The 20,280-nt window shown below is 71.3% G+C and carries 16 protein-coding genes; 8 read left to right on the top strand and 8 right to left on the bottom strand.

From position 1 onward, the window contains the following. Positions 1-21 precede the first annotated feature (21 nt). From ACIPK3_RS17050 to ACIPK3_RS17035, 4 genes are all read right to left on the bottom strand, one after another. Complete coding sequence (locus ACIPK3_RS17050) at positions 22-3,795, bottom strand: multifunctional oxoglutarate decarboxylase/oxoglutarate dehydrogenase thiamine pyrophosphate-binding subunit/dihydrolipoyllysine-residue succinyltransferase subunit (RefSeq protein WP_402570405.1); 3,774 nt, start codon at positions 3,793-3,795, stop codon at positions 22-24. Between the two features lie 292 nt (positions 3,796-4,087). Then, positions 4,088-5,200, bottom strand: a complete 1,113-nt coding sequence (locus ACIPK3_RS17045; protein ID WP_402570403.1) for a sensor histidine kinase — start codon at positions 5,198-5,200, stop codon at positions 4,088-4,090. Continuing rightward, positions 5,197-5,934 carry a response regulator transcription factor gene (locus ACIPK3_RS17040; RefSeq protein WP_402570401.1) on the bottom strand — a complete coding sequence of 246 codons (738 nt, stop codon included), beginning with the start codon at positions 5,932-5,934 and terminating at the stop codon, positions 5,197-5,199. Before ACIPK3_RS17040 ends, ACIPK3_RS17045 begins: the two co-directional genes overlap by 4 nt. A 124-nt stretch (positions 5,935-6,058) precedes the next feature. Further along, positions 6,059-6,736, bottom strand: coding sequence for a spermidine synthase (locus ACIPK3_RS17035; RefSeq protein WP_402570399.1), 678 nt, complete (start codon positions 6,734-6,736; stop codon positions 6,059-6,061). A 394-nt stretch (positions 6,737-7,130) separates the two neighbouring features. Here ACIPK3_RS17035 and ACIPK3_RS17030 point away from each other — a divergent pair, with 394 nt between their 5' ends. The 3 genes from ACIPK3_RS17030 to ACIPK3_RS17020 all read left to right on the top strand — a co-directional run bounded on the left by ACIPK3_RS17030 (position 7,131) and on the right by ACIPK3_RS17020 (position 11,225). After that, positions 7,131-7,988, top strand: coding sequence for a rhomboid-like protein (locus ACIPK3_RS17030; RefSeq protein ID WP_402570397.1), 858 nt, complete (start codon positions 7,131-7,133; stop codon positions 7,986-7,988). A gap of 97 nt (positions 7,989-8,085) precedes the next feature. Continuing rightward, on the top strand, positions 8,086-10,509 hold the full coding sequence (gene lon, locus ACIPK3_RS17025) for an endopeptidase La (RefSeq protein ID WP_402570395.1): 2,424 nt from the start codon (positions 8,086-8,088) through the stop codon (positions 10,507-10,509). Positions 10,510-10,733: 224 nt separating this feature from the next. Further along, positions 10,734-11,225, top strand: a complete 492-nt coding sequence (locus ACIPK3_RS17020) for a MarR family winged helix-turn-helix transcriptional regulator (protein ID WP_402570791.1) — start codon at positions 10,734-10,736, stop codon at positions 11,223-11,225. Between the two features lie 25 nt (positions 11,226-11,250). On the opposite strand, the gene ACIPK3_RS17015 is transcribed toward ACIPK3_RS17020, so the two are convergent. Further along, positions 11,251-12,039 (bottom strand): protein phosphatase 2C domain-containing protein, encoded by a 789-nt coding sequence (locus ACIPK3_RS17015; protein ID WP_402570393.1) that lies wholly within the window; start codon positions 12,037-12,039, stop codon positions 11,251-11,253. Positions 12,040-12,457: 418 nt separating this feature from the next. Here ACIPK3_RS17015 and ACIPK3_RS17010 point away from each other — a divergent pair, with 418 nt between their 5' ends. The 5 genes from ACIPK3_RS17010 to ACIPK3_RS16990 are packed head-to-tail and all read left to right on the top strand — an operon-like array spanning position 12,458 to position 18,052. Beyond that, positions 12,458-15,196 carry a nitrate- and nitrite sensing domain-containing protein gene (locus tag ACIPK3_RS17010; protein ID WP_402570391.1) on the top strand — a complete coding sequence of 913 codons (2,739 nt, stop codon included), beginning with the start codon at positions 12,458-12,460 and terminating at the stop codon, positions 15,194-15,196. Then, entirely contained in the window at positions 15,193-15,705 is a 513-nt protein-coding gene (locus ACIPK3_RS17005) for a roadblock/LC7 domain-containing protein (RefSeq protein WP_402570390.1), read from the top strand. Before ACIPK3_RS17010 ends, ACIPK3_RS17005 begins: the two co-directional genes overlap by 4 nt. Beyond that, positions 15,702-16,133, top strand: coding sequence for a DUF742 domain-containing protein (locus tag ACIPK3_RS17000; protein WP_402570388.1), 432 nt, complete (start codon positions 15,702-15,704; stop codon positions 16,131-16,133). The genes ACIPK3_RS17005 and ACIPK3_RS17000 overlap by 4 nt, the downstream gene beginning before the upstream one ends. Continuing rightward, positions 16,114-16,758 (top strand): GTP-binding protein, encoded by a 645-nt coding sequence (locus tag ACIPK3_RS16995; protein WP_402570386.1) that lies wholly within the window; start codon positions 16,114-16,116, stop codon positions 16,756-16,758. Before ACIPK3_RS17000 ends, ACIPK3_RS16995 begins: the two co-directional genes overlap by 20 nt. Positions 16,759-16,786: 28 nt before the next feature. Beyond that, positions 16,787-18,052, top strand: a complete 1,266-nt coding sequence (locus ACIPK3_RS16990) for a styrene monooxygenase/indole monooxygenase family protein (RefSeq protein WP_402570385.1) — start codon at positions 16,787-16,789, stop codon at positions 18,050-18,052. Here ACIPK3_RS16990 and ACIPK3_RS16985 read toward each other — a convergent pair. The 3 genes from ACIPK3_RS16985 to ACIPK3_RS16975 all read right to left on the bottom strand — a co-directional run bounded on the left by ACIPK3_RS16985 (position 18,013) and on the right by ACIPK3_RS16975 (position 20,279). Further along, entirely contained in the window at positions 18,013-19,158 is a 1,146-nt protein-coding gene (locus ACIPK3_RS16985) for an NlpC/P60 family protein (RefSeq protein ID WP_402570383.1), read from the bottom strand. The two genes, ACIPK3_RS16990 and ACIPK3_RS16985, sit on opposite strands and share 40 nt — an antisense overlap. Positions 19,159-19,324: 166 nt before the next feature. Next, positions 19,325-19,633 carry a hypothetical protein gene (locus ACIPK3_RS16980; RefSeq protein ID WP_402570382.1) on the bottom strand — a complete coding sequence of 103 codons (309 nt, stop codon included), beginning with the start codon at positions 19,631-19,633 and terminating at the stop codon, positions 19,325-19,327. Beyond that, on the bottom strand, positions 19,626-20,279 hold the full coding sequence (locus tag ACIPK3_RS16975) for a TetR/AcrR family transcriptional regulator (protein ID WP_402570380.1): 654 nt from the start codon (positions 20,277-20,279) through the stop codon (positions 19,626-19,628). Before ACIPK3_RS16975 ends, ACIPK3_RS16980 begins: the two co-directional genes overlap by 8 nt. Between the last annotated feature and the right edge of the window lies 1 nt (position 20,280).

Genomic DNA, 20,280 nt, shown 5'->3' with positions numbered 1-20,280 from the left:
CCTTCGCCGTGCGGCCGAGGACTACGCCTCGAACACCTCATGGACCAGCTGCTCCTGCTCGGCCTGGTGCCGCTTCGCGGAACCCACCGCCGGGGACGAGCCGTGCGGCCGCGAGATACGGCGCAGACGCTCGCCGTGCGGGACGTCCGCACCGACGGCCAGGTCCAGGTGGTCGATCAGGTTGAGCGCGATGAACGGCCAGGCACCCTGGTTCGCCGGCTCCTCCTGGACCCACAGGTACTTCTCGGCGTTCGGGTACTTGTTGACCTCCGCCTGGATCTCCGCACCCGGCAGCGGGTACAGACGCTCGAGGCGGATGATCGCCGTCTCCGTGTCGCCGCGCTTCTGACGCTCGGCGTCCAGGTCGTAGTAGACCTTGCCCGCGCAGAACACGACCTTCTTGACCGCGGCCGGGTCGACCGACGCGTCGCCGATGACCGGGCGGAACTGCCCGCTCGTGAACTCCTCCGCCTTCGAGGCCGCCGCCTTCAGGCGCAGCATCGACTTCGGGGTGAAGACGACCAGCGGCTTGTGGTGCGGGTTGTGCACCTGCCACCGCAGGAGGTGGAAGTAGTTCGACGGGAGCGTGGGCATCGCGACCGTCATGTTGTTCTGCGCGCACATCTGGAGGAAGCGCTCAGGACGGGCGGACGAGTGGTCCGGGCCCTGGCCCTCGTAGCCGTGCGGCAGGAGCAGCGTGACGCCGCTGGTCTGAGCCCACTTCTGCTCGGCCGACGAGATGAACTCGTCCACGACGGTCTGCGCGCCGTTGACGAAGTCGCCGAACTGGGCCTCCCACATCACGAGCGCGTCGGGGCGGGCCAGCGAGTAGCCGTACTCGAAGCCCATCGCCGCGTACTCGGACAGCAGGGAGTTGTAGACGTTCAGCCGGGCCTGGTCCTCGGACAGGTAGAGCAGCGGGGTGAAGTCCTCGCCGGTCTCGCGGTCGATGATCACCGCGTGCCGCTGGCCGAAGGTGCCGCGCTGGGAGTCCTGGCCCGCCAGGCGGACCGGGGTGCCCTCCAGCAGCAGGGAGCCGATGGCCAGGGTCTCGCCCATGCCCCAGTCGATGGTGCCGTCCTCGACCATGGCCGCCCGGCGCTGCAGCTGCGGCAGCAGACGCGGGTGGATGGTGACGTGGTCGGGGATGTTGACCTGGGACTCGGCGATCCGCTTCACGACCTCCGAGGAGATCGCGGTCGGCACCGCGACCGGGAAGCCGTCCTGCGGCTCCTCGACGTCCACGGCGGCCGGCTGCGAGGTGGCTTCGCGGACCTCGGTGAAGACCTTCTCCAGCTGGCCCTGGTAGTCCTGCAGAGCCTGCTCGGCCTCTTCCAGGGTGATGTCGCCGCGACCGATCAGGGACTCGGTGTAGAGCTTGCGCACCGAGCGCTTCTTGTCGATCAGGTCGTACATCAGCGGCTGGGTGAAGGCCGGGTTGTCGGACTCGTTGTGACCGCGGCGGCGGTAGCAGATGAGGTCGATCACCACGTCCTTGTTGAACGCCTGGCGGAACTCGAAGGCCAGACGCGCGACGCGCACGACGGCCTCGGGGTCGTCGCCGTTCACGTGGAAGATCGGGGCCTCGATCATGCGGGCCACGTCCGTCGCGTACATGGAGGAACGCGAGGACTCGGGGGCCGCGGTGAAGCCGACCTGGTTGTTGATGACGATGTGGACCGTGCCGCCGGTGCGGTAGCCGCGCAGCTGCGACATGTTCAGGGTCTCGGCCACCACGCCCTGGCCCGCGAAGGCCGCGTCGCCGTGCAGGGCCACCGGCAGGACGGTGAAGTCCGTGCCGCCCTTGTTGATGATGTCCTGCTTGGCGCGGGAGACACCCTCCAGGACCGGGTCGACGGCCTCCAGGTGGGAGGGGTTCGCGACCAGGCTGACCTTGATCTGCTCGCCGTCCAGGCCGGTGAAGGTGCCCTCGGCGCCCAGGTGGTACTTCACGTCGCCGGAGCCGTGCATCGACTTCGGGTCGAGGTTGCCCTCGAACTCGCGGAAGATCTGCGCGTACGACTTGCCGACGATGTTGGCGAGCACGTTCAGACGGCCGCGGTGGGCCATACCGATGACGACCTCGTCCAGGCGGGACTCGGCGGCGCTGTCGATGACCGCGTCGAGCAGCGGGATGACGGACTCGCCGCCCTCCAGCGAGAAGCGCTTCTGGCCGACGTACTTGGTCTGCAGGAAGGTCTCGAAGGCCTCCGCCGCGTTCAGCCGACGCAGGATGCGCAGCTGCTCCTCGCGCTCCGGCTTGGTGTGCGGGCGCTCGATGCGGTCCTGGATCCACTTGCGCTGCTTCGGGTCCTGGATGTGCATGAACTCGACACCGGTGGTGCGGCAGTACGAGTCGCGCAGGACGCCGAGGATGTCGCGCAGCTTCATCAGGGACTTGCCCGAGAAGCCGCCGACCGCGAACTCGCGCTCCAGGTCCCACAGGGTGAGCCCGTGCTCGGTGATGTCCAGGTCGGGGTGCTTGCGCTGACGGTACTCCAGCGGGTCGGTGTCGGCCATGACGTGGCCGCGGACCCGGTAGGAGTGGATCAGCTCGAAGACCCGCGCGGCCTTGGTGACGTCGTCGTCGTGCGAGGCGTCGATGTCCTTGAGCCAGCGGACCGGCTCGTAGGGGATGCGCAGCGACTCGAAGACGGCGTCGTAGAAGCCGTTCTCGCCGAGCAGCAGGTTGGAGACCTGGCGCAGGAACTCGCCGGAGGCGGCGCCCTGGATCACCCGGTGGTCGTAGGTCGACGTCAGCGTCATGACCTTCGCGATGCCGAGCTTGTTCAGGGTGTCCTGGCTGGTGCCCTGGAACTCCGCCGGGTAGTCCATGGAGCCGACGCCCATGATCACGGACTGGCCGGGCATCAGGCGCGGCACGGAGTGGACGGTGCCGAGACCGCCGGGGTTGGTCAGGGAGACCGTGACACCGGAGAAGTCGTCCATCGTCAGCTTGCCGTCGCGGGCGCGGCGGACGATGTCCTCGTAGGCCTGCCAGAACTCGAAGAAGTTCAGCGTCTCGGCCTTCTTGATGGCGGCCACGACGAGCTGGCGGTCACCGTTCGGCTTGACCAGGTCGATGGCCAGGCCGAGGTTGACGTGCGGCGGCTTGACGAGGGTCGGCTTGCCGTCCTTCTCGCCGAACGCCCAGTTCATCGACGGCATGGCCTTGATGGCCTGCACCATCGCGAAGCCGATCAGGTGCGTGAAGGAGATCTTCCCGCCCCGGGCGCGCTTCAGGTGGTTGTTGATGACGATGCGGTTGTCGAACAGCAGCTTCACCGGGACCGCGCGGACCGAGGTGGCGGTCGGCAGCTCCAGGGAGGCGTTCATGTTCTTGGCGACCGCGGCGGACGGACCGCGCAGCGTCACGTACTCGGGACCCTCGGGCGCCTCGGTGGCGGGCGCCGCCTTCGCGGCCGGGGCCGCGGGCTGCGCCGGAGCGGCCGCGGGCCTGGGCGCGGCGGGGGCGGCAGCGGCGGGCTTCGGGGCCGCGGGAGCCGGGGCGGCGGGCGCGGCCGGAGCCGGTGCCGCGGGCTGGGCCGGGGCGGGCGTCGCGCTGGTGCCTGCGGCCCCCGCGGCCGCAGCACCCGACGCAGCCGGGGCGGCAGGCGCGCCCGGCTTGTAGTCGGCGAAGAAGTCCCACCAGGCTCGGTCTACCGAATTCGGGTCCTGGAGGTACTGCTGATAGATCTCGTCGACGAGCCACTCGTTGGGACCGAACGCGGCCGCGGGGTTCTTCCCGGCTTGGTCGGTCGAGATGCTCGAGTTACTGGGGGACTGTGGCGACACGGCGGCAACCGCCCTCTTCCGCTTCACAAGGTGATGGACAGCGGGAATAAAGGCTACGCCTCCCCGGGGGGGAAGGTCAGGTCGGGCCCGTTCATCGTCGCGTAAGTCACATCGGAAACCGTGTTTCGGGCCTTGATATGGCGGGAAACAAGCGAGGTTCGCATGTCGGTCGCAGGAAGTGGGTACGCGTGTCTCGCGGCCCGTGGGCGCCGCAGGCGCGGGCCGTCCCTGCTCACACGTGTCCACCGGCGCGAATCCGAGTGGATCTTGTCCTCGCGGGTTCGACTTTACGTCAACTTGACGCGGGTCGCTCTCCCGGAAGAGTGATAAGAATCCGGCAACCCCGCTCGGATTCGGCCACACCGATCCGCCCGCCGTGCAGATCCACCGCCCAGCGGGCGATCGCCAGGCCCAGCCCCGTACCGCCGTCACTGCCCGGACCGTGCGGACGGCTGACGGATCCCCGGTTGAACCGCTCGAAGACCCTGTGCCACTCGGACCGCGGGATGCCCGGACCCTCGTCCAGCACTTCCAGGTCCAGCGACTCGGGCCGGTTCCCGCGCCGCGCCTTCACCGTGACCCGGCCGTGCGGCGGACTGTGCTTGACCGCGTTGTCGATCAGGTTGGCCACGACCTGGTGGATCCGCTCCGGGTCCGCGTGCGCGGTCAGCTCCGGCGGGGAAACGTCGAGGTGCAGATGCACGTCCGTGCGGGTGTGGTTCCCGGAGCCCGAGGTCATGCCCGCGCGCGCGGAGGCGACCATGTTGGCCTCCTTGAGCACCCCGGAGAGGTACGGCCACACCTCGAAACGCCGCTTGCGCAGCGGTACGACCCCGTTGTCCAGGCGCGAGAGGTCGAGCAGGGTCTCCACCAGCCGCCCGAGCCGCTCCGTCTGCTTGAGCGCCGTACGCATCGTCTCGGTGTCCGGCTCGGCGATGCCGTCCACGACGTTCTCCAGGACGGCCCGCAGGCCCGCGATGGGCGTGCGCAGCTCGTGCGAGACATTCGCCACCAGCTCTTTGCGCTGGCTGTCCTGGGCCTCCAGCTCGTCGGCCATGACGTTGATCGTCTGGGCCAGGTCGCCGAGCTCGTCCCGGCGGTTCTCGCTCACCCGGCGGGTGTAGTCGCCGTACGAGATGGACCGGGCCACCGCGTTCATCTCGTCCAGCGGCGCGGTGAGTGAATGAGCCACGAACTGCGTTATCAGGAGTGTGGCGATCATCGAGAAGACCGTGATGAAGCGAAGCTCCGTCTTGGTGTGCACCGCGATCATCGACAGCCCGGTGGTGATCAGCACCGAGATGACGACCAGAGCGGTCAGCTTGGTCTTGATCGAGAACGGGCGTACGCCACCCCAGGGCTCCTCCCCGGGGTTCCTCCGTGCGGCATCCCGCCCCTCGCTCATGGCGCCGGCGTCTCCAGCGCGTAGCCGACACCGTGCACCGTGCGGATCCGCTCCGCGCCGATCTTCCGGCGCAGCGCCTTGATGTGGCTGTCGACGGTCCGGGTGCCGGAGGCGTCCGCCCAGTCCCACACCTCGGCGAGCAGCTGCTCCCGGGAGAGGACCGCGCGCGGGGTGTTCGCGAGGCACACCAGCAGGTCGAACTCGGTGGGCGTGAGGTGCACGTCCTCGCCGCGCACCCGCACCCGGCGCTGCGCGTGGTCGATCTCCAGCTCGCCGAGCCGCAGGATGCCCGAGCGCGGGGTCGTGGCGGCCAGCGCGGCCCGCTCCACCCGCCGAAGCAGCACATGGACGCGGGCGGCCAGCTCGCGCATCGAGAACGGCTTGGTCATGTAGTCGTCGGCGCCGACGCCGAGCCCGACCAGCATGTCGGTCTCGTCGTCGCGCGCGGTGAGCATCAGCACCGGCACCGGGCGCTGGGCCTGCACACGGCGGCAGACCTCCAGGCCGTCGAAGCCGGGCAGCATGATGTCGAGGATCAGCAGATCGGGCTGCCAGGCCTCGGCGGTGTCGACCGCGGACGGACCGTCGGACGCGGTTTGCACGAGGAACCCCTCGGCGCGGAGCCGGGCCGCGATGGCGTCGACGATCGTCGTGTCGTCCTCGATCACCAGCACCCGGCGCTGCGCTCCAGCAGCCGCCGCCGTGCCGTTGTGCGAGGTGTGTGTCTGCTCCATCGCCCGCCCCTGAGTGTGCTTTCCGGAACCAGTGGGGTGGTCCCTCGGTCTGCGCATGGTTTGCGATTGACGCTTGAATGACCCGCGTCAGGGCAGCACATTACGGGGACCGGAGGGGCCGTCGCTATCCAGGCCTTACAGCGAGGTGCACTGCGTCGGGAACGCCCCGGGCAACGGGGATCTCTTCGGTACGGATCCGACGGAATCCGGCATTCCGCAAGGATCCCTCGAATTCCGGAGAGGGTTTCGCCGACCATACCGCCAGTACCCCTCCGGGTCTCAACGTCCGCGCGCAGCTTGCCAGTCCGGTCGGCGAGTAGAGGGTGCCGTTGTCCTCGTCGACGGTCCAGCCGGGCCCGTTGTCAATGTCCAGGCACAGTGCGTCGTACGTGGTGGATGTCTCACGCAGGTAGGACACAAGATCCGCCCGGACGATCTCCGTGCGGGGGTCGGCGAGGGCCGAAGCGGACAATGCGGACAGGGGCCCTTCGCGGTGCCAGTCGATCACCGCGGGTTCGCGCTCCACGACGGTGATCCGCCCCCAGCGGGAGTCGGCTGCCGCGTGCGCCAGCGAGAAGCCGACCCCGAGGCCGCCGATCAGCACGTCCGGCTCGGGCCGGCCGTCCAGGGCGCCGTATGCGGCGTCGACCAGGAGCCGTTCCGAGCGGCCGTCGGAGGTGTCCATCAGGAAGCAGCCGTTGGCGATGATCTGGAGCAACTCGCCCTGTCTGCGCAGCGCCACCTCGCCGTACGGGCCCTCGCGGCGGTCCAGGACGACGGGCGCTTCGCTGCTGGCGGTCATTCACACATGGTGCCCGAACGCGGTGTTACGGACACGCGAATTAATGGGTGGCGGAGGGCGGACGGGGCCCGTCGCATCACCCGTTTGAGGGGCCGGGATCGGGTGAAACGCGAGTGTGAACCGTGTGGGGCCCGAGTGCGATCCGAGTGGGACTCGCGTGCGGCGCGTGCGCAAGTCGTGCGTGGGTCGGGCGCGACTCATGTGACCCCTCAGAAAATCCTTTGAAACGAGCGTTGCGTGGCGTCGGTCATAGACAGCGGATCACGGGGCGCGAAGGGTAGGGCGGAAACGGAAGGAGCGCCTCACGGTGAAACCGACCGCGCCCACGCCGGTGGACCCACCTCCTTCCGGTCCATCCTGCTCATCGGCACCGGAGTCCGCCGCACCGGAGTCCGTGGCCCTGCTGGACGGGGTGCCGCGCCAGCGGGTGCCCGCGGCCGCCTCGCCCGCGTCCGTGGGCGCCGCCCTCGTGGTGCCACCCCCTGTCGATGCCGACGGGCCGGACGAAGTGCGCCGCCCGCCTTCCCGGCCGCGCGGCCGCCGCCTCTGGCGGCTGGTGCCCACGCCCACGGGTACGCCGTTCACCTTCGGCTACGGCGCACTGCTCGCGGTCACCTCGCTGGTCGCCCGTGACGCCGATCCCGGCCTTGTGCACACCCTTCATCAGGCCTCCAGTACCGATGTGGCCCACCTCGCGCGGACCCCGGTGCTGGCCCTCGTGGCGAGCGCGCTGTGGATCGCGGGCGGGCTGGCGTCGCCGTTCGCGCTCTGCTTCCTGGTCGTCCTCGCCGCGCTGGAGCGGCGGATAGGCGGCGCGCGGACCGCCGCTGTCTTCCTGCTCGGGCATGTGCTCGCCACCCTCGCCACCGAAGTGCCCGTGGGGCTCGCGGTCCTGGCGGGACATCTGCCCGACAGCTCCCTGCACCGCCTGGACTACGGCGTCAGCTTCGGCGTCGCCACCAGCACCGGCGCCCTCGCCGGGCTGCTCGCCCCGTGGCTGCGCCGGCCCCTGCTGGCCCTGCTCGGCGGGACGCTCGCATGGGATCTGGTCGGCCTCGCGGACCCGGTGACCAACTGGGGCCACCTGATCGCCCTGGCCGTCGGCGTCGCGACCTGGCCGCTGGTCAGGCGCTGGCAGCGGGGCGGCCCGGAGGGTGGCCGGTCGAGCTGGTTGAGCCGGACAAGTCAGATAAGTCGGGCGAGTGGACCGGACCCGACGGGCCCGGTGTCCCCGGCGCGTGGTGTCGCCTGATCCCGTGATCGCTCAGGGCGAACAGCCCCTGGGGAACAACGGGACGCTCACGTGCATTGAGTCGGCATAGCTCAACTTGACTGCCGAAGGGGAGATCATGGCTGCTGAGTCCACGGCGCCCACACCGCTCACTCTGCCTGTGCTGCCGCTCGACGACGAGGTCGTGCTGCCCGGGATGGTGGTACCGCTGGATCTGAACGACGCGGATGTGCGCGCCGCGGTGGAGGCCGCGCAGGCCGCCGCCCGGTCGGAGCCGGGGAAGCCGAGGGTGCTTCTGGTGCCGCGCATCGACGGGACGTACCCGGGCACCGGTGTGCTCGGCACGGTCGAGCAGGTCGGCCGGCTGGCGGACGGTGATCCCGGCGCGCTGATCCGCGGCCGGGGCCGGGTGCGGATCGGTGCCGGGACCAACGGGCCGGGCGCGGCGCTGTGGGTCGAGGGCACCCGCATCGACGAGACGGTGCCCGAACCGCTGCCGGGCCACGTCGGCGAACTGGTGAAGGAATACAAGGCGCTGGCCACCGCCTGGCTGCGCAAGCGTGGCGCCTGGCAGGTCGTCGACCGGGTCCAGGCCATCGACGACGTCTCCGCGCTCGCCGACAACTCCGGCTACTCGCCGTTCCTGACCACCGAGCAGAAGGTTGAGCTCCTGGAGACCACCGACCCGGTCTCCCGCCTCAAGCTCGCCACCCAGCACCTGCGCGACCACCTCGCCGAGCAGGACGTCGCCGAGACCATCGCCAAGGACGTCCAGGAGGGCGTCGACAAGCAGCAGCGCGAGTTCCTGCTGCGTCGTCAGCTGGAGGCGGTGCGCAAGGAGCTGCGCGAGCTCAACGGAGAGAAGGACGGCGAGGAGTCCGACGACTACCGCGCCCGCGTCGAGGCCGCCGACCTGCCCGAGAAGGTCCGTGAGGCCGCCCTCAAGGAGGTCGACAAGCTGGAGCGGTCCAGCGACCAGTCGCCCGAGGGCTCATGGATCCGCACCTGGCTGGACACCGTCCTCGAACTGCCCTGGAACGAGCGGACCGAGGACGCCTACGACATCCAGGGCGCGAAGGCCGTCCTGGACGCCGAGCACGCCGGGCTGGACGACGTGAAGGAACGGATCACCGAGTACCTGGCGGTGCGCAAGCGGCGCGGTGAGCGCGGCCTCGGTGTGGTCGGTGGGCGGCGCGGCGGCGCCGTACTGGCCCTCGTCGGGCCGCCGGGCGTCGGAAAGACGAGCCTCGGTGAGAGCGTCGCCCACGCCATGGGCCGCAAGTTCGTCCGGGTCGCCCTCGGCGGCGTGCGGGACGAGGCCGAGATCCGCGGTCACCGCCGTACCTACGTCGGCGCGCTGCCCGGCCGTATCGTGCGCGCGGTCAAGGAGGCCGGCTCCATGAACCCGGTGGTCCTGCTGGACGAGATCGACAAGGTGGGCTCCGACTTCCGGGGCGACCCGGCCGCCGCCCTCCTGGAGGTCCTGGACCCGGCCCAGAACCACACCTTCCGGGACCACTACCTGGAGGTGGAGCTGGATCTGTCGGACGTCGTCTTCCTCGCCACCGCCAACGTCCTGGAGGCCATCCCGGAGGCCCTGCTCGACCGTATGGAGCTGGTCCGCCTCGACGGCTACACGGAGGACGAGAAGGTCGTCATCGCCCGTGACCACCTGCTCCCGCGCCAGCTGGAGCGGGCCGGTCTCGCCGCCGACGAGGTGACCCTCGACGAGAGCGCGCTGCGCAAGCTGGCCGGCGAGTACACGCGCGAGGCGGGCGTGCGCAACCTGGAGCGGTCCGTCGCCCGGCTGCTGAGCAAGGTCGCCGCCCAGCACGAGCTGGGTGAGCGGGAGCTGCCGTTCACCGTCACGGACGGCGATCTGCGGGCCCTGATCGGCCGCCCGCACCATGTACCGGAGTCCGCCCAGGACCCGGCGGAGCGCCGCACGTCGGTGCCGGGCGTGGCCACGGGCCTCGCGGTGACCGGCGCCGGCGGCGACGTGCTGTACGTGGAGGCGTCCCTCGCCGACCCCGAGACGGGCGCGGCGGGCCTGACCCTGACCGGTCAGCTCGGTGACGTGATGAAGGAGTCGGCGCAGATCGCGCTGAGTTTCCTGCGCAGTCACGGCGCCGAACTGGAGCTGCCCGTGGCCGGTCTCAAGGACCGGGGTGTGCACATCCACTTCCCGGCGGGCGCCGTGCCCAAGGACGGCCCGAGCGCGGGCGTCACCATGACGACCGCCCTGGCGTCGCTGCTGTCGGGCCGGCTGGTCCGCACGGACGTCGCCATGACCGGCGAGGTCTCGCTGACCGGCCGGGTCCTGCCGATCGGCGGCGTGAAACAGAAGCTCCTCGCCGCGCACCGGGCGGGCATCACCACGGTGGTCATCCCCAAGCGCAACGAGGCCGACCTGGACGACGTCCCCGCCGAGGTGCTGGACAAGCTCGAGGTCCACACGGTCACGGACGTCCGCCAGGTCCTGGAACTGGCCCTCGCGCCGGCCGCGAACGGCGCGGAGTCGCAGGTTCCGGTCGCGGCGTGACGGACGCGACCGGATGAAGGGAGGACCCGGGCCCCGTGAGGGAGACCCGGGTCTTTCCGGTCATGACCCCCGCTCGTGTCGCCCCGCTCGTGTCCAAGGAGGCTGGAAGGGGGTCCTCCCGGCCGTCGCCGGTCCGCGCCTGCGAAATACTTACGGAGCCGCCACGACAACAGCGCCCGGCGGAAACCATGCAGGACAGTGAAAGCGATCAGGGGTGTGCCTACGTGCACGAGGACGGAAGCGGCGACGGACAGCATGTCGGCGGCCAGTTGACACCGACTGGAGCGGACCAGGAGTTCCTTGCCCTGGAGAGGGAGCTGACGGTGCTGCTGCGGCGCGCCCGCGCCAGCCAGGGCGAGATGGCCCGTGAGGTCCACCCCGACCTGGAGACCGCCGCCTACGGCCTGCTGGTCCGCCTCGACGAGTACGGCCGCCAGCGCGCCACCGAACTGGCCGCCTACATCGGCGTCGGCAAGGCCACCATGTCCCGTCAGCTGCGTGCCCTGGAGGAGCTGGGCCTGGTCGGCCGCGAGCCGGACCCCGCCGACGGCCGCGCCTGGCTGGTCGCCCTCACGGACGAGGGCCGCCGCCGCGTGGGTCGTGTCCGGGAGGCCCGCCGGGCCAGGTACGTCCGTCAGCTCGCCCACTGGGACCGCGACGAGGTCTCGGAACTGGCCCGGCTGCTGCACGAACTGAACGGGGTCATGGAGCGATAGGGGAGGCCGTCCCGCCCTCAACCCCTCAGAGCTCCGCGTACACCACCGTCGCGTCGTCGTGGGTCTTGCTCCGCCGCAGGAACGCCCGCTCCTCCCGGTCCGCCGCCTCCAGTGCCCGTACGCGGTCGACCAGGGCCCGCGCGCCCTCCTCGCGCATCAGGGTGAAGCAGTCCGCCCAGTCACCCTGGTGGAACTTCTCCACCCAGCGGGCGGCGCCGTCGGTGAGGGCCGCGAGGGCGCGGACCCGGTGGCGTGGGACGGTGCCGGTGACCGCGCGGGCGGCGACCGAGGGGTCGGCGGCGGCCGTGAAGAAGCCGCCCTCCCTGTTGCGGACGGTCGCGTCGGCGACGGCGTCGCTCACCAGCGAGGCGCGCGGGAGACGGGAGATCCGGTCGTCGAGCACGGCGGTGACCGCGCCCTCGGGGGACTCCAGCAGCAGGGCGGAGTCGGACAGCACCAGGTGTTCCACCGACTCCGCCGACCAGCGGGCGACAACGATGGTTGCCTGTGGAGTGCGCGGGTGAGAAAGGTCACAGGTCGACGCATGTGCCGCTGCTGTGCGGGCGATTGCCGTCGAAAGAATGTCGGGGAGCGTCAGATCTAGGTTGGAAACGGTCAGTTCGGTCAGGGCTCCGCCGAGCCGCGCGGTGAACCAGGGGACCGAATGCAGACAACCCGTCGCGCCCTCGGGCGGAGTCACCCCGTCCAGCACGATCGCACAACCCCCCTGCCCGGAGGCCGGTACTCCGACTCCGGCGAAGTCCTCGTTGGGGCGGTCCGTGACACCGGGCTCCGAAACGACTTCAGTACGCATCCGGCCAGTCTGCACGAGGCCTTCACAAGCCTCCCCGAAGGCTGCCGGGCGTACCGGAAATCACACGGCGCCGCAGGTCAGGCGCCGGGTTTGGGACGGAATGGCGCGGTCCGGGAAGACGTGGCGGCGAATACTGCCAAAGCCTTCCGCCCGCGTCCAACCGGCCGGCCGCGCACCGCCGCCGCACGCCCCGGGAAGACTTGCTCGCCAACTCCCCTCCGATGTTCACTCCTTCGGGTGGCCGGGCAGGTGATGCGCGGCCAGTGCCCACCAGCGCTGGGAGGGTCGGGGACCAATGGGGGTACCTCCGCGCAAGTCCGGAACCGGGCGCGGGGGCGGGTGCACGCACCGCTCGGCATCGAAATGACGGGGTGCCACCCGGGCCCATGGGTACACGAGTTCAGGAATGCGAGCATCGGTGCAGAAGAAGCGGCCTCGGGACACAGCCAGGCAGACGGCCTCCGCGCGCGGCGCCGAGGGCGCCCCCGTCGGCACCGGCCGCCCGGCCCACGTGCGCAACCGGCTGATCGTCGCGGTGGCCGTGGTCGCCGCAGCCGTCGCGGCCGCCGGAGCCCCCTCCGTCCTCGCCTCCTCTTCCCAGCTCAGCGACTCGCAGGACCTGGTCACCCTGGCCGGGCGCACCCAGAACGCGCTCTCCCTCGCCCATGCCCTCGCCGACGAGCGCGACGAGGTCACCGCCTACGTCGCGGCCGGCCGCCCCAAGTCCAAGGCGCCCTCCGAGCAGCGCGGCGCCCGCGTCGACCGGCAGGTCCAGGACCTGCGCGCGGACGAGGAGACGCCCGGCTGGCTGCGCGAGGACCTCGACGGCATCGCGACCGTGCGCAGGTCCGCGCTCACCGGCGGAAGTACGGCGCTCCAGGTGCACCAGGCCTACTCCGGCGCGATCGCCGAACTGCACCGGCTGACCGAGGACCTCGCCGACCGGATGCCCGCACGGGCCGGTACCGGCGCCCACGCCCTCGCCGAACTCGACACCGCCGTCCAGCAGTCCGCGGCGGCCCGTGGACTGCTCCTCGCCGCCCTCGACGTACCGGGCGGCACCGAGACGGGCATCGACCCGGACACCGGCCGATCCACCACCACCGACGGGGGCTCCGCCGACGACCGCAGGCAGCGCGCCGCCCTCAGCGCCGCCGCCCAGCAGGCCCGGCTGCGCTCCGACGCCGCCCTCGCGGGCTTCCGTGACACCGCGCCCGCCTCCGCCGTCGACTCGTACGACTCGACGGTCACCGGACCCGAGGTGAACTCCGCCGAGAAGTACCTCGCGGACCTCACCGACCAGCCGAAGCTCTCCGGTGACGACCTCGACGTCAGCACCAAGAAGCTGGACGCGGCCCTGTCCGCCCGCGTCGACCGGATGCGCGGCGCGGAGTCCGCCCTCTTCGACCGCCGCACCAAGGAACTCGCCAGGCTGCGCGACGACGACGTCACCGCCATGGAGATCCGCGTCGCGGTCCTCGGTGGCCTGATACTGGTCGCCGTGGGACTCGCCACCGCCATGGCACGCACCCTGACCCGGCCCCTCTCGGTCCTGCGCAGGGGCACGGCCCGGCTGGCCGACGCGGAGAACCCGGCCGCCGAGGAACCGGTCAGGTTCACCGGCCGCAACGACGAGTTCGCCCAGGTCGTCCGCTCCGTCAACGCTCTGCACGCGCACGCGGCGGCCCTGCACGAGCGCATCGCCACCCTGGAGACCGACCGCAGGCACCTGGTCGGCCAGCGCCAGCGAATGGCCGACGTCCGCGAGGAACTCCGCGCCGAACTCGGCGACGCCACGGCCCAGCTCGAACGGCTGCGCACCAGCATCGGCGGCACCTTCGTCAGCCTCGCCCTGCGCACCCTCGGCCTCGTCGAGCGGCAGCTGACCGTCATCGAGGGGCTGGAGGAGCGCGAACAGGACCCCGAGCAGCTCGCCACCCTCTTCAAGCTCGACCACTTCGCCACGGTGATGCGCCGACACAGCGAGAACCTCCTGGTCCTCGCCGGTGCCGAGCATGTGCAGCAGCACCACGGGCCGGTGCCGCTGCTGGACGTCGTACGAGCGGCGGTCAGCGAGATCGAGCGGTACGAGCGGGTCCGCATCGCCGCGCTCCCGCCGCACGCGCATGTCGCCGGGTTCGCCGCCGACGACCTCTCCCACCTGCTGGCCGAGCTCATGGAGAACGCCACCTCGTTCTCCCCGCCCGACCTGCCCGTCGAGGTCTCCGGCTGGCTGCTCGAGAGCGGCGAGGTGATGCTCTCCGTGCAGGACGGGGGCATCGGCCTGACCGCCGAACGCCTCGCCCACCTCAACTCCCGCCTCGGCGACTTCGACCCGGACTCCCCGTACGAGCGGGAGGGCGAGGAGGGCCTGGGCCTCGGTCTGTACGTCGTCGCGCGCCTCGCCCACCGCCACGGCGCCCGCGTCCAGCTCCGCGAGCAGAAGCAGGGCGGCATCGCCGCCGTGGTGGTCCTCCCCGGCTCCCTGCTCGCCCAGGCCCCGGCGACAGCGGGCCCGCCCGCCACCGAGCCCTACTCCCTCCCCGGCGCGGACGCCGAAGCCAACTCCAACGTCCTGCGCGGCCGCCCGAAGGACACCGACCCCCTGGTGACACTGGCGGAGCGGGCCGTACAGGAGAACACCACCCCGGAACCCGAGGGCACGGACACGGAGGCACCCGCACCCGCATCCACCGCCCCGGAGCCGTCCGCGGTGCCGGAGGCGCAGGTCTTCGACGTCCCGGAGTCCCCCGCCGAGAGCACCATGGAGCTGCTGCTCCCGGAGGTCGCCGCGGAGCCCGGTGACCGTGCCGACGCGCAGCACGACGAACCCGGCGCCCCCTACGTCATCGGACCCGACCGGCACGAGCGCGCCGGGGACGAGACCGCGGAACGGCTCACCAGCAAGGGGCTGCCCAAGCGCACGCCCAAGATCACCGAACCTGCCGGCACACCGAGCCGGCGGACCGGGTCCGTCGACGCCGAAGCACTCCGCCGTCGCCTCGGCGGCTTCCGCCACGGGGCGGAGGCCGGACGCCGGGACGCGGAGAGGGAGATCGCCACGCGGACGGACCGCAGTCAGCGGCCGGACACGGCACCAGCACAAGCACATGCCGGAGAAGCCACGGGGGGCACAGCCGAGGAGGCAAGCAGTTGACCGCGCCCAGTACCTTCGGACTGAGCAGTGAGGCTCGCAACCTGCACTGGATCCTGACGAATCTCGTGGAGGAGGTGCCGGGTATCCAGTCGGTCGCGGTGGTCTCCTCCGACGGCCTGCTGCTGCTCTCCTCCGACCCCGGCAGGAACGCCGAGGCGAGGGACGCCCTGACCGAGCGGCGCAGCGGCCCGCGCGGCTCCTCCGCCGACCTCGCCACCGTCGTCTCCGGCATCGGCAGCCTCACCGTCGGCGCCGCGCGGCTGATGGAGTTCGGCGGGGTCAAGCACACCATGGTCGCGATGGAGGAGGGCAGCCTCTTCGTGATGTCGATCAGCGACGGCTCGCTGCTCGGCGTCCACGGCTCCGCGGACTGCGACATGAGCGTCGTGGCGTACCACATGGCGCTCTTCGTCGGCCGGGCCGGTCATGTCCTGACCCCCGAACTCCGCGGCGAGCTGAGGAAGTCCCTGGAGTCCGAGGAACCGCAGCCGACAGGGAGCGCCCGGTGAGCAACGCCCCGAGGAATCGGCTTCCGGTCCGCCGCGGCGACCGCAGGCCCGCCCGCGTCCGCCCCTACTCGCTCACCGGCGGCCGTACCCGCTTCGGCCACGTCCTCCTGGTGGAGAGCTTCGTGGCGAGCACGGCCGACGCGGAGGCGCTGGACGCTCCCGAGGAGCGCAGGGAACTGACCAGCGCGCCGCTCTCGGCCCGCGTCATGCCGGAGATGCGGGCCATCGTCGAACTGTGCCGCCGTATGCGCACGGTGGCCGAGATCGCCGCGCTGCTGAGCATGCCGCTCGGCGTGGTCCGGGTCCTGCTCAGTGACCTCGCGGACCAGGGAAGGATCCGTGTGTACGGAACCGGCACCGGCCACGGCGTGGGCCGCCCGAACCGTGCGCTGCTGGAAAGGGTGCTGAGTGGACTCCGCCGTCTCTGACGCCGCGCACGGCGTCTCCCCCCTCGTCGGTCCCGAACCCGACGAGGACCTGAAAGCCTGGCAGACGGACCGTACCCGGGCCCCGATAGCCACGAAGATAGTCGTGGCGGGTGGTTTCGGCGTCGGCAAGACCACGCTGGTCACCGCGGTCTCGGAGATCACGCCGCTCCAGACGGAGGCGCTGATGACCGAGGCGAGCGAGGACACCGACGACCTCACCGCCACGCCCGGCAAGCTGACCACCACCGTGGCCATGGACTTCGGCCGCATCACCCTCGACGACGACCTGGTGCTCTACCTGTTCGGCACCCCGGGCCAGCAGCGGTTCTGGTTCATGTGGGACGACCTGGTGCGCGGCGCGATCGGCGCCGTCGTCCTCGCCGACACCCGGCGCCTCAAGGACTGCTTCCCGGCCCTGGACTACTTCGAGAGCTGCGGGCTGCCGTACGTCGTCGCGGTCAACCACTTCGACGGCAGCGAGCTGTTCGAACCGGAGGACGTGCGCGAAGCGTTGACGATTCCCGCACGCATCCCCGTAATGATCATGGATGCGCGCCGCAGGATCTCGGTGATCGAGACCCTCCTGAACCTCGTCGCCCACGCGCTCGAAGAAACCCCCGAGTAGCCCGCAAGCCGTAGGAGGCACCACCCGCATGCGCAAGATACTCGTCGTCGGAGCCGGCCAGTCCGGCCTCCAGCTCGCCCTCGGACTCCAGTCGCACGGATACGAGGTCTCCCTGATGTCGAACCGGACCGCGGACGAGATCCGCTCCGGCCGGGTCATGTCGACGCAGTGCATGTTCGACACGGCGCTCCAGCACGAGCGCGACCTCCAGCTGAACTTCTGGGAGTCCCAGGCCCCGAGGATCGAGGGACTCGGCGTGTCCGTCGCGGCCCCCGGCTCGCACGACCCCGGCCCGACCCAGCGGATCATCGACTGGGTGGGCCGACTCGACGGGTACGCGCAGTCCGTCGACCAGCGGGTGAAGATGGCCGGCTGGATGGAGACCTTCGCCCAGCGCGGCGGCCAGTTGGTCATCCACGGCGCGGCCGTCTCCGACCTCGACTACTTCTCCCGCGCCTACGACCTGGTGCTGGTCTCCGCCGGCAAGGGCGAACTGGTGTCCATGTTCGGCCGGGACGCCGCCCGCTCCCCGTACAGCGAGCCGCAGCGCGCGCTCGCCGTGTCCTATGTGCACGGTCTGGGCCCGCGCCCGGAGCACCCGGAGTTCGACGCGGTGCGCTGCAACCTGGTCCCGGGCGTCGGCGAGCTGTTCATCATGCCGACCCTGACCAACTCCGGTCGCGCCGACATCCTGTTCTGGGAGGGCATCCCCGGCGGCCCGCTGGACGCCTTCAACGGAGTCAAGGACCCGGCCGAGCACCTCGCCCTGACCCTGGAACTCATGGCGAGGTTCACGCCCTGGGAGTACGAGCGGACGCGCTCCGTCGAGCTGACCGACGCCGGCGGCACCCTGGCCGGCCGCTACGCGCCCACCGTCCGCAACCCCGTCGGTCACCTCCCCGGCGGCGGACTGGTCCTCGGCGTCGCGGACGTGGTCGTCGCCAACGACCCGATCACCGGCCAGGGCTCCAACTCGGCGTCCAAGTGCGCCGCCGCCTACCTCGCCGCGATCCTCGAACACGGTGACCGGGAGTTCGACGAGGACTGGATGCGGGCCACCTTCGACCGCTACTGGGCCACCGCGCAGCACGTCACCAAGTGGACGAACGCCATGCTCGCCGCGCCGCCGGAGCACGTCCTCAACCTGATCGGAGCGGCCGGCGGCCTCCAGCCGGTCGCCGACCGCTTCGCCAACGGCTTCAACGATCCGGCCGACTTCGAGGACTTCTTCTACGAGCCGGAGAAGACCGAGGCCTACCTCGCGGCGGTGGCGGGCGCGGCGGCCGAGGAGTAACCCTGGTCGGACCCCTTCGGGGATCCCTGCGGGAGCCTCGGCGGCACATACCCCTTCAGGGGCTCCCCGCCCGGGTCGGGGCGTACGGCGCCGAGTACCGGGTTGGCCGCGATCGGCGACACCTTGACCCGGGCGCCGGGCCGGGGCGCCTGAACGACCATGCCGCGGCCGAGGTAGAGGGCGACGTGGGTGGCCTCGGGGAAGTAGATGACGAGGTCACCGGGGCGCAGCTCACGCAGCGGGATGTGCCGCAGCCGTGCCCACTGTTCCTGGCTGGTGCGGGGGATGACGGTCCCGGCGTGGATCCACGCCTGCGAGGTCAGCCCCGAGCAGTCGTACGCCCCCGGGCCCGTCGCGCCCCACACATACGGCTTGCCGAGCTGGTCCACGGCGTAGCGCACGGCCCTGTCGCCCTGCGCGGAGGGCGCCCGGTCGGTGCCGAGGGCGCCGGACGCCATGAACTGCCGCTGGGCCGCGTCGATCCCGTTCTGCTCGAACCCGGCGAGCGCGTTGAGCTGGTCGCGGTTGAGCGAGGCGAGGAGCCGCTCGACCTGGCCGAGCCGCGCGCGCACGTCGTCGCGCTGCTTCCTCTGCCGCTGGGCGAGGTCGAGCTGCGCGTCGAGCGCCTTGCGGGCCTTGCGGGCCAGCTCGTCCCGCTGCTTCTCGCTGTCCGTGAGCCGCCCCACGGTCTTGGCGTGCTCCCGTGCCAACTGACCCAGGACCTGGCCCTCGTCGAGGGCCTGCTGGGGGTCGCGGGCGAGGAGGACACGCAGATAGGCCGGGATGCTGGTGGCGCCCTGGTACTGCTGACGGGCCAGGCGCCCGGCGTCGACCCGGCTGTCCTCCAGGGTGAGCCTGGCGTGCGCGAGTTCCCGGTCGAGACGGCCCATCCGGGCGCGCTGCTCCTTCAGGGCCACCTCGGTGGCGTTGTAGGTCTCGGTGGCCTGCTCGGCCTGCCGGTACAGTCGCTGAAGGTCCGTCAGCAGCTCGGCGACCGGGCGCTGCGGGCCGGGTGCGGCCGTCGCGGGGGCGGGGGCGACGGCGGGCGCGAGGACAACCTGGGCCGCCGCGGCCGTACACGCCAGTCGCAGAAGTCTTCCTGACACGTCTTCACCTCCGGTGCGGGGAGGGCTGTGGCCCCTCCGCCCCCATCGCACCGCGAGCATCAGACTTGTGTGTACGGGCCGCGCGCCGGGTGTGCGCGGTTCGGCGCAACAGCGTCACCCGTCAGCGTCATTCGGTGGTGTCATCCGGCGGTGTCGTCCGGTGGTGTCAACCGGTGGTGGCGTCCGGCTTGGGGTCCGGCTTGGACCAGGGCCATCTGAGGCCGCCGCGCTTGGGGCCCTCGGGGTCGTACAGGTACTTCCATCCCCGCACCATCCCGATCCGCTTGCTGTGCCCGCGGGGCACCCGGCGGTAGACGAGGACGGTGGGCGGGCCGCCGTCCTCGTCCGGGACGGGGATGCGGTACGTCTTCGGAGGGTGGCCGGTGGGTCCCACCAGGACGGCCAGCACGCGACCGTCCATGGGTCCGCCCTCGAAGGGGGTCTCCTGTTTCTTCACCGCACCAGTCTCAGCCATCCGCCGACAGGCCGGCGACGAGCGCCGCCGTCTGCGGGTCGCGGACGGCGGTCACCGACAGGAGGGCCACGAACTGCTCGACCAGCCAGTCGCGCAGCTCCACCGTGGGCGGCTGCTTGTCCTCGTCGAGCCAGATCAGGGAGGCCGCCTCGACGGCCGTGATCCACATGCGGACGGTCATGCGCAGGCGCGGGCCCGGGTCGGTGACGCCGAGGTGACCGAGGATGTGCTCGGCGGCGGCCCGCCGTACGCCGTCCACGATGGCGGTGGTCCGGGAGGTCTCGACCACGCTGCCGCCCTGGAGCAGGGCGCTGAAACCGGCGTCGTGCTCGTCCACGAAGGCGAGGTAGCGGTCCAGGGCGCGGGTGAGCCGGGGCACGAGCTCCCCCTGCCTGGGCTCGTCGAAGCACTGCCGCAGCTCCTCGGCGGCGGACCCGAGCGCGGCCTCGTACAACTGCTGCTTGCCGCCCGGGAAGTACCGGTACACCAGCGGCCGGGACACCCCCGCCGCCTCCGCCACGTCGTCCAGCGACACTTCCTCGGGCGCCCGGTGCGCGAACAGCGACAACGCGGCTTCCAGCAGCTGCCTGCGCCGCTCCGTGACACTGAGCCGACGGTAGGCGGGAGTGGAGGCCTGCGGGGTCATG

Origin of the sequence: Streptomyces sp. NPDC086787 (genome assembly GCF_044745865.1) — a bacterium.
Lineage (GTDB): Bacteria > Actinomycetota > Actinomycetes > Streptomycetales > Streptomycetaceae > Streptomyces.
Note: the sequence above shows the minus strand (reverse complement) of the source record. Positions and strands in the feature narration are given on the sequence as shown.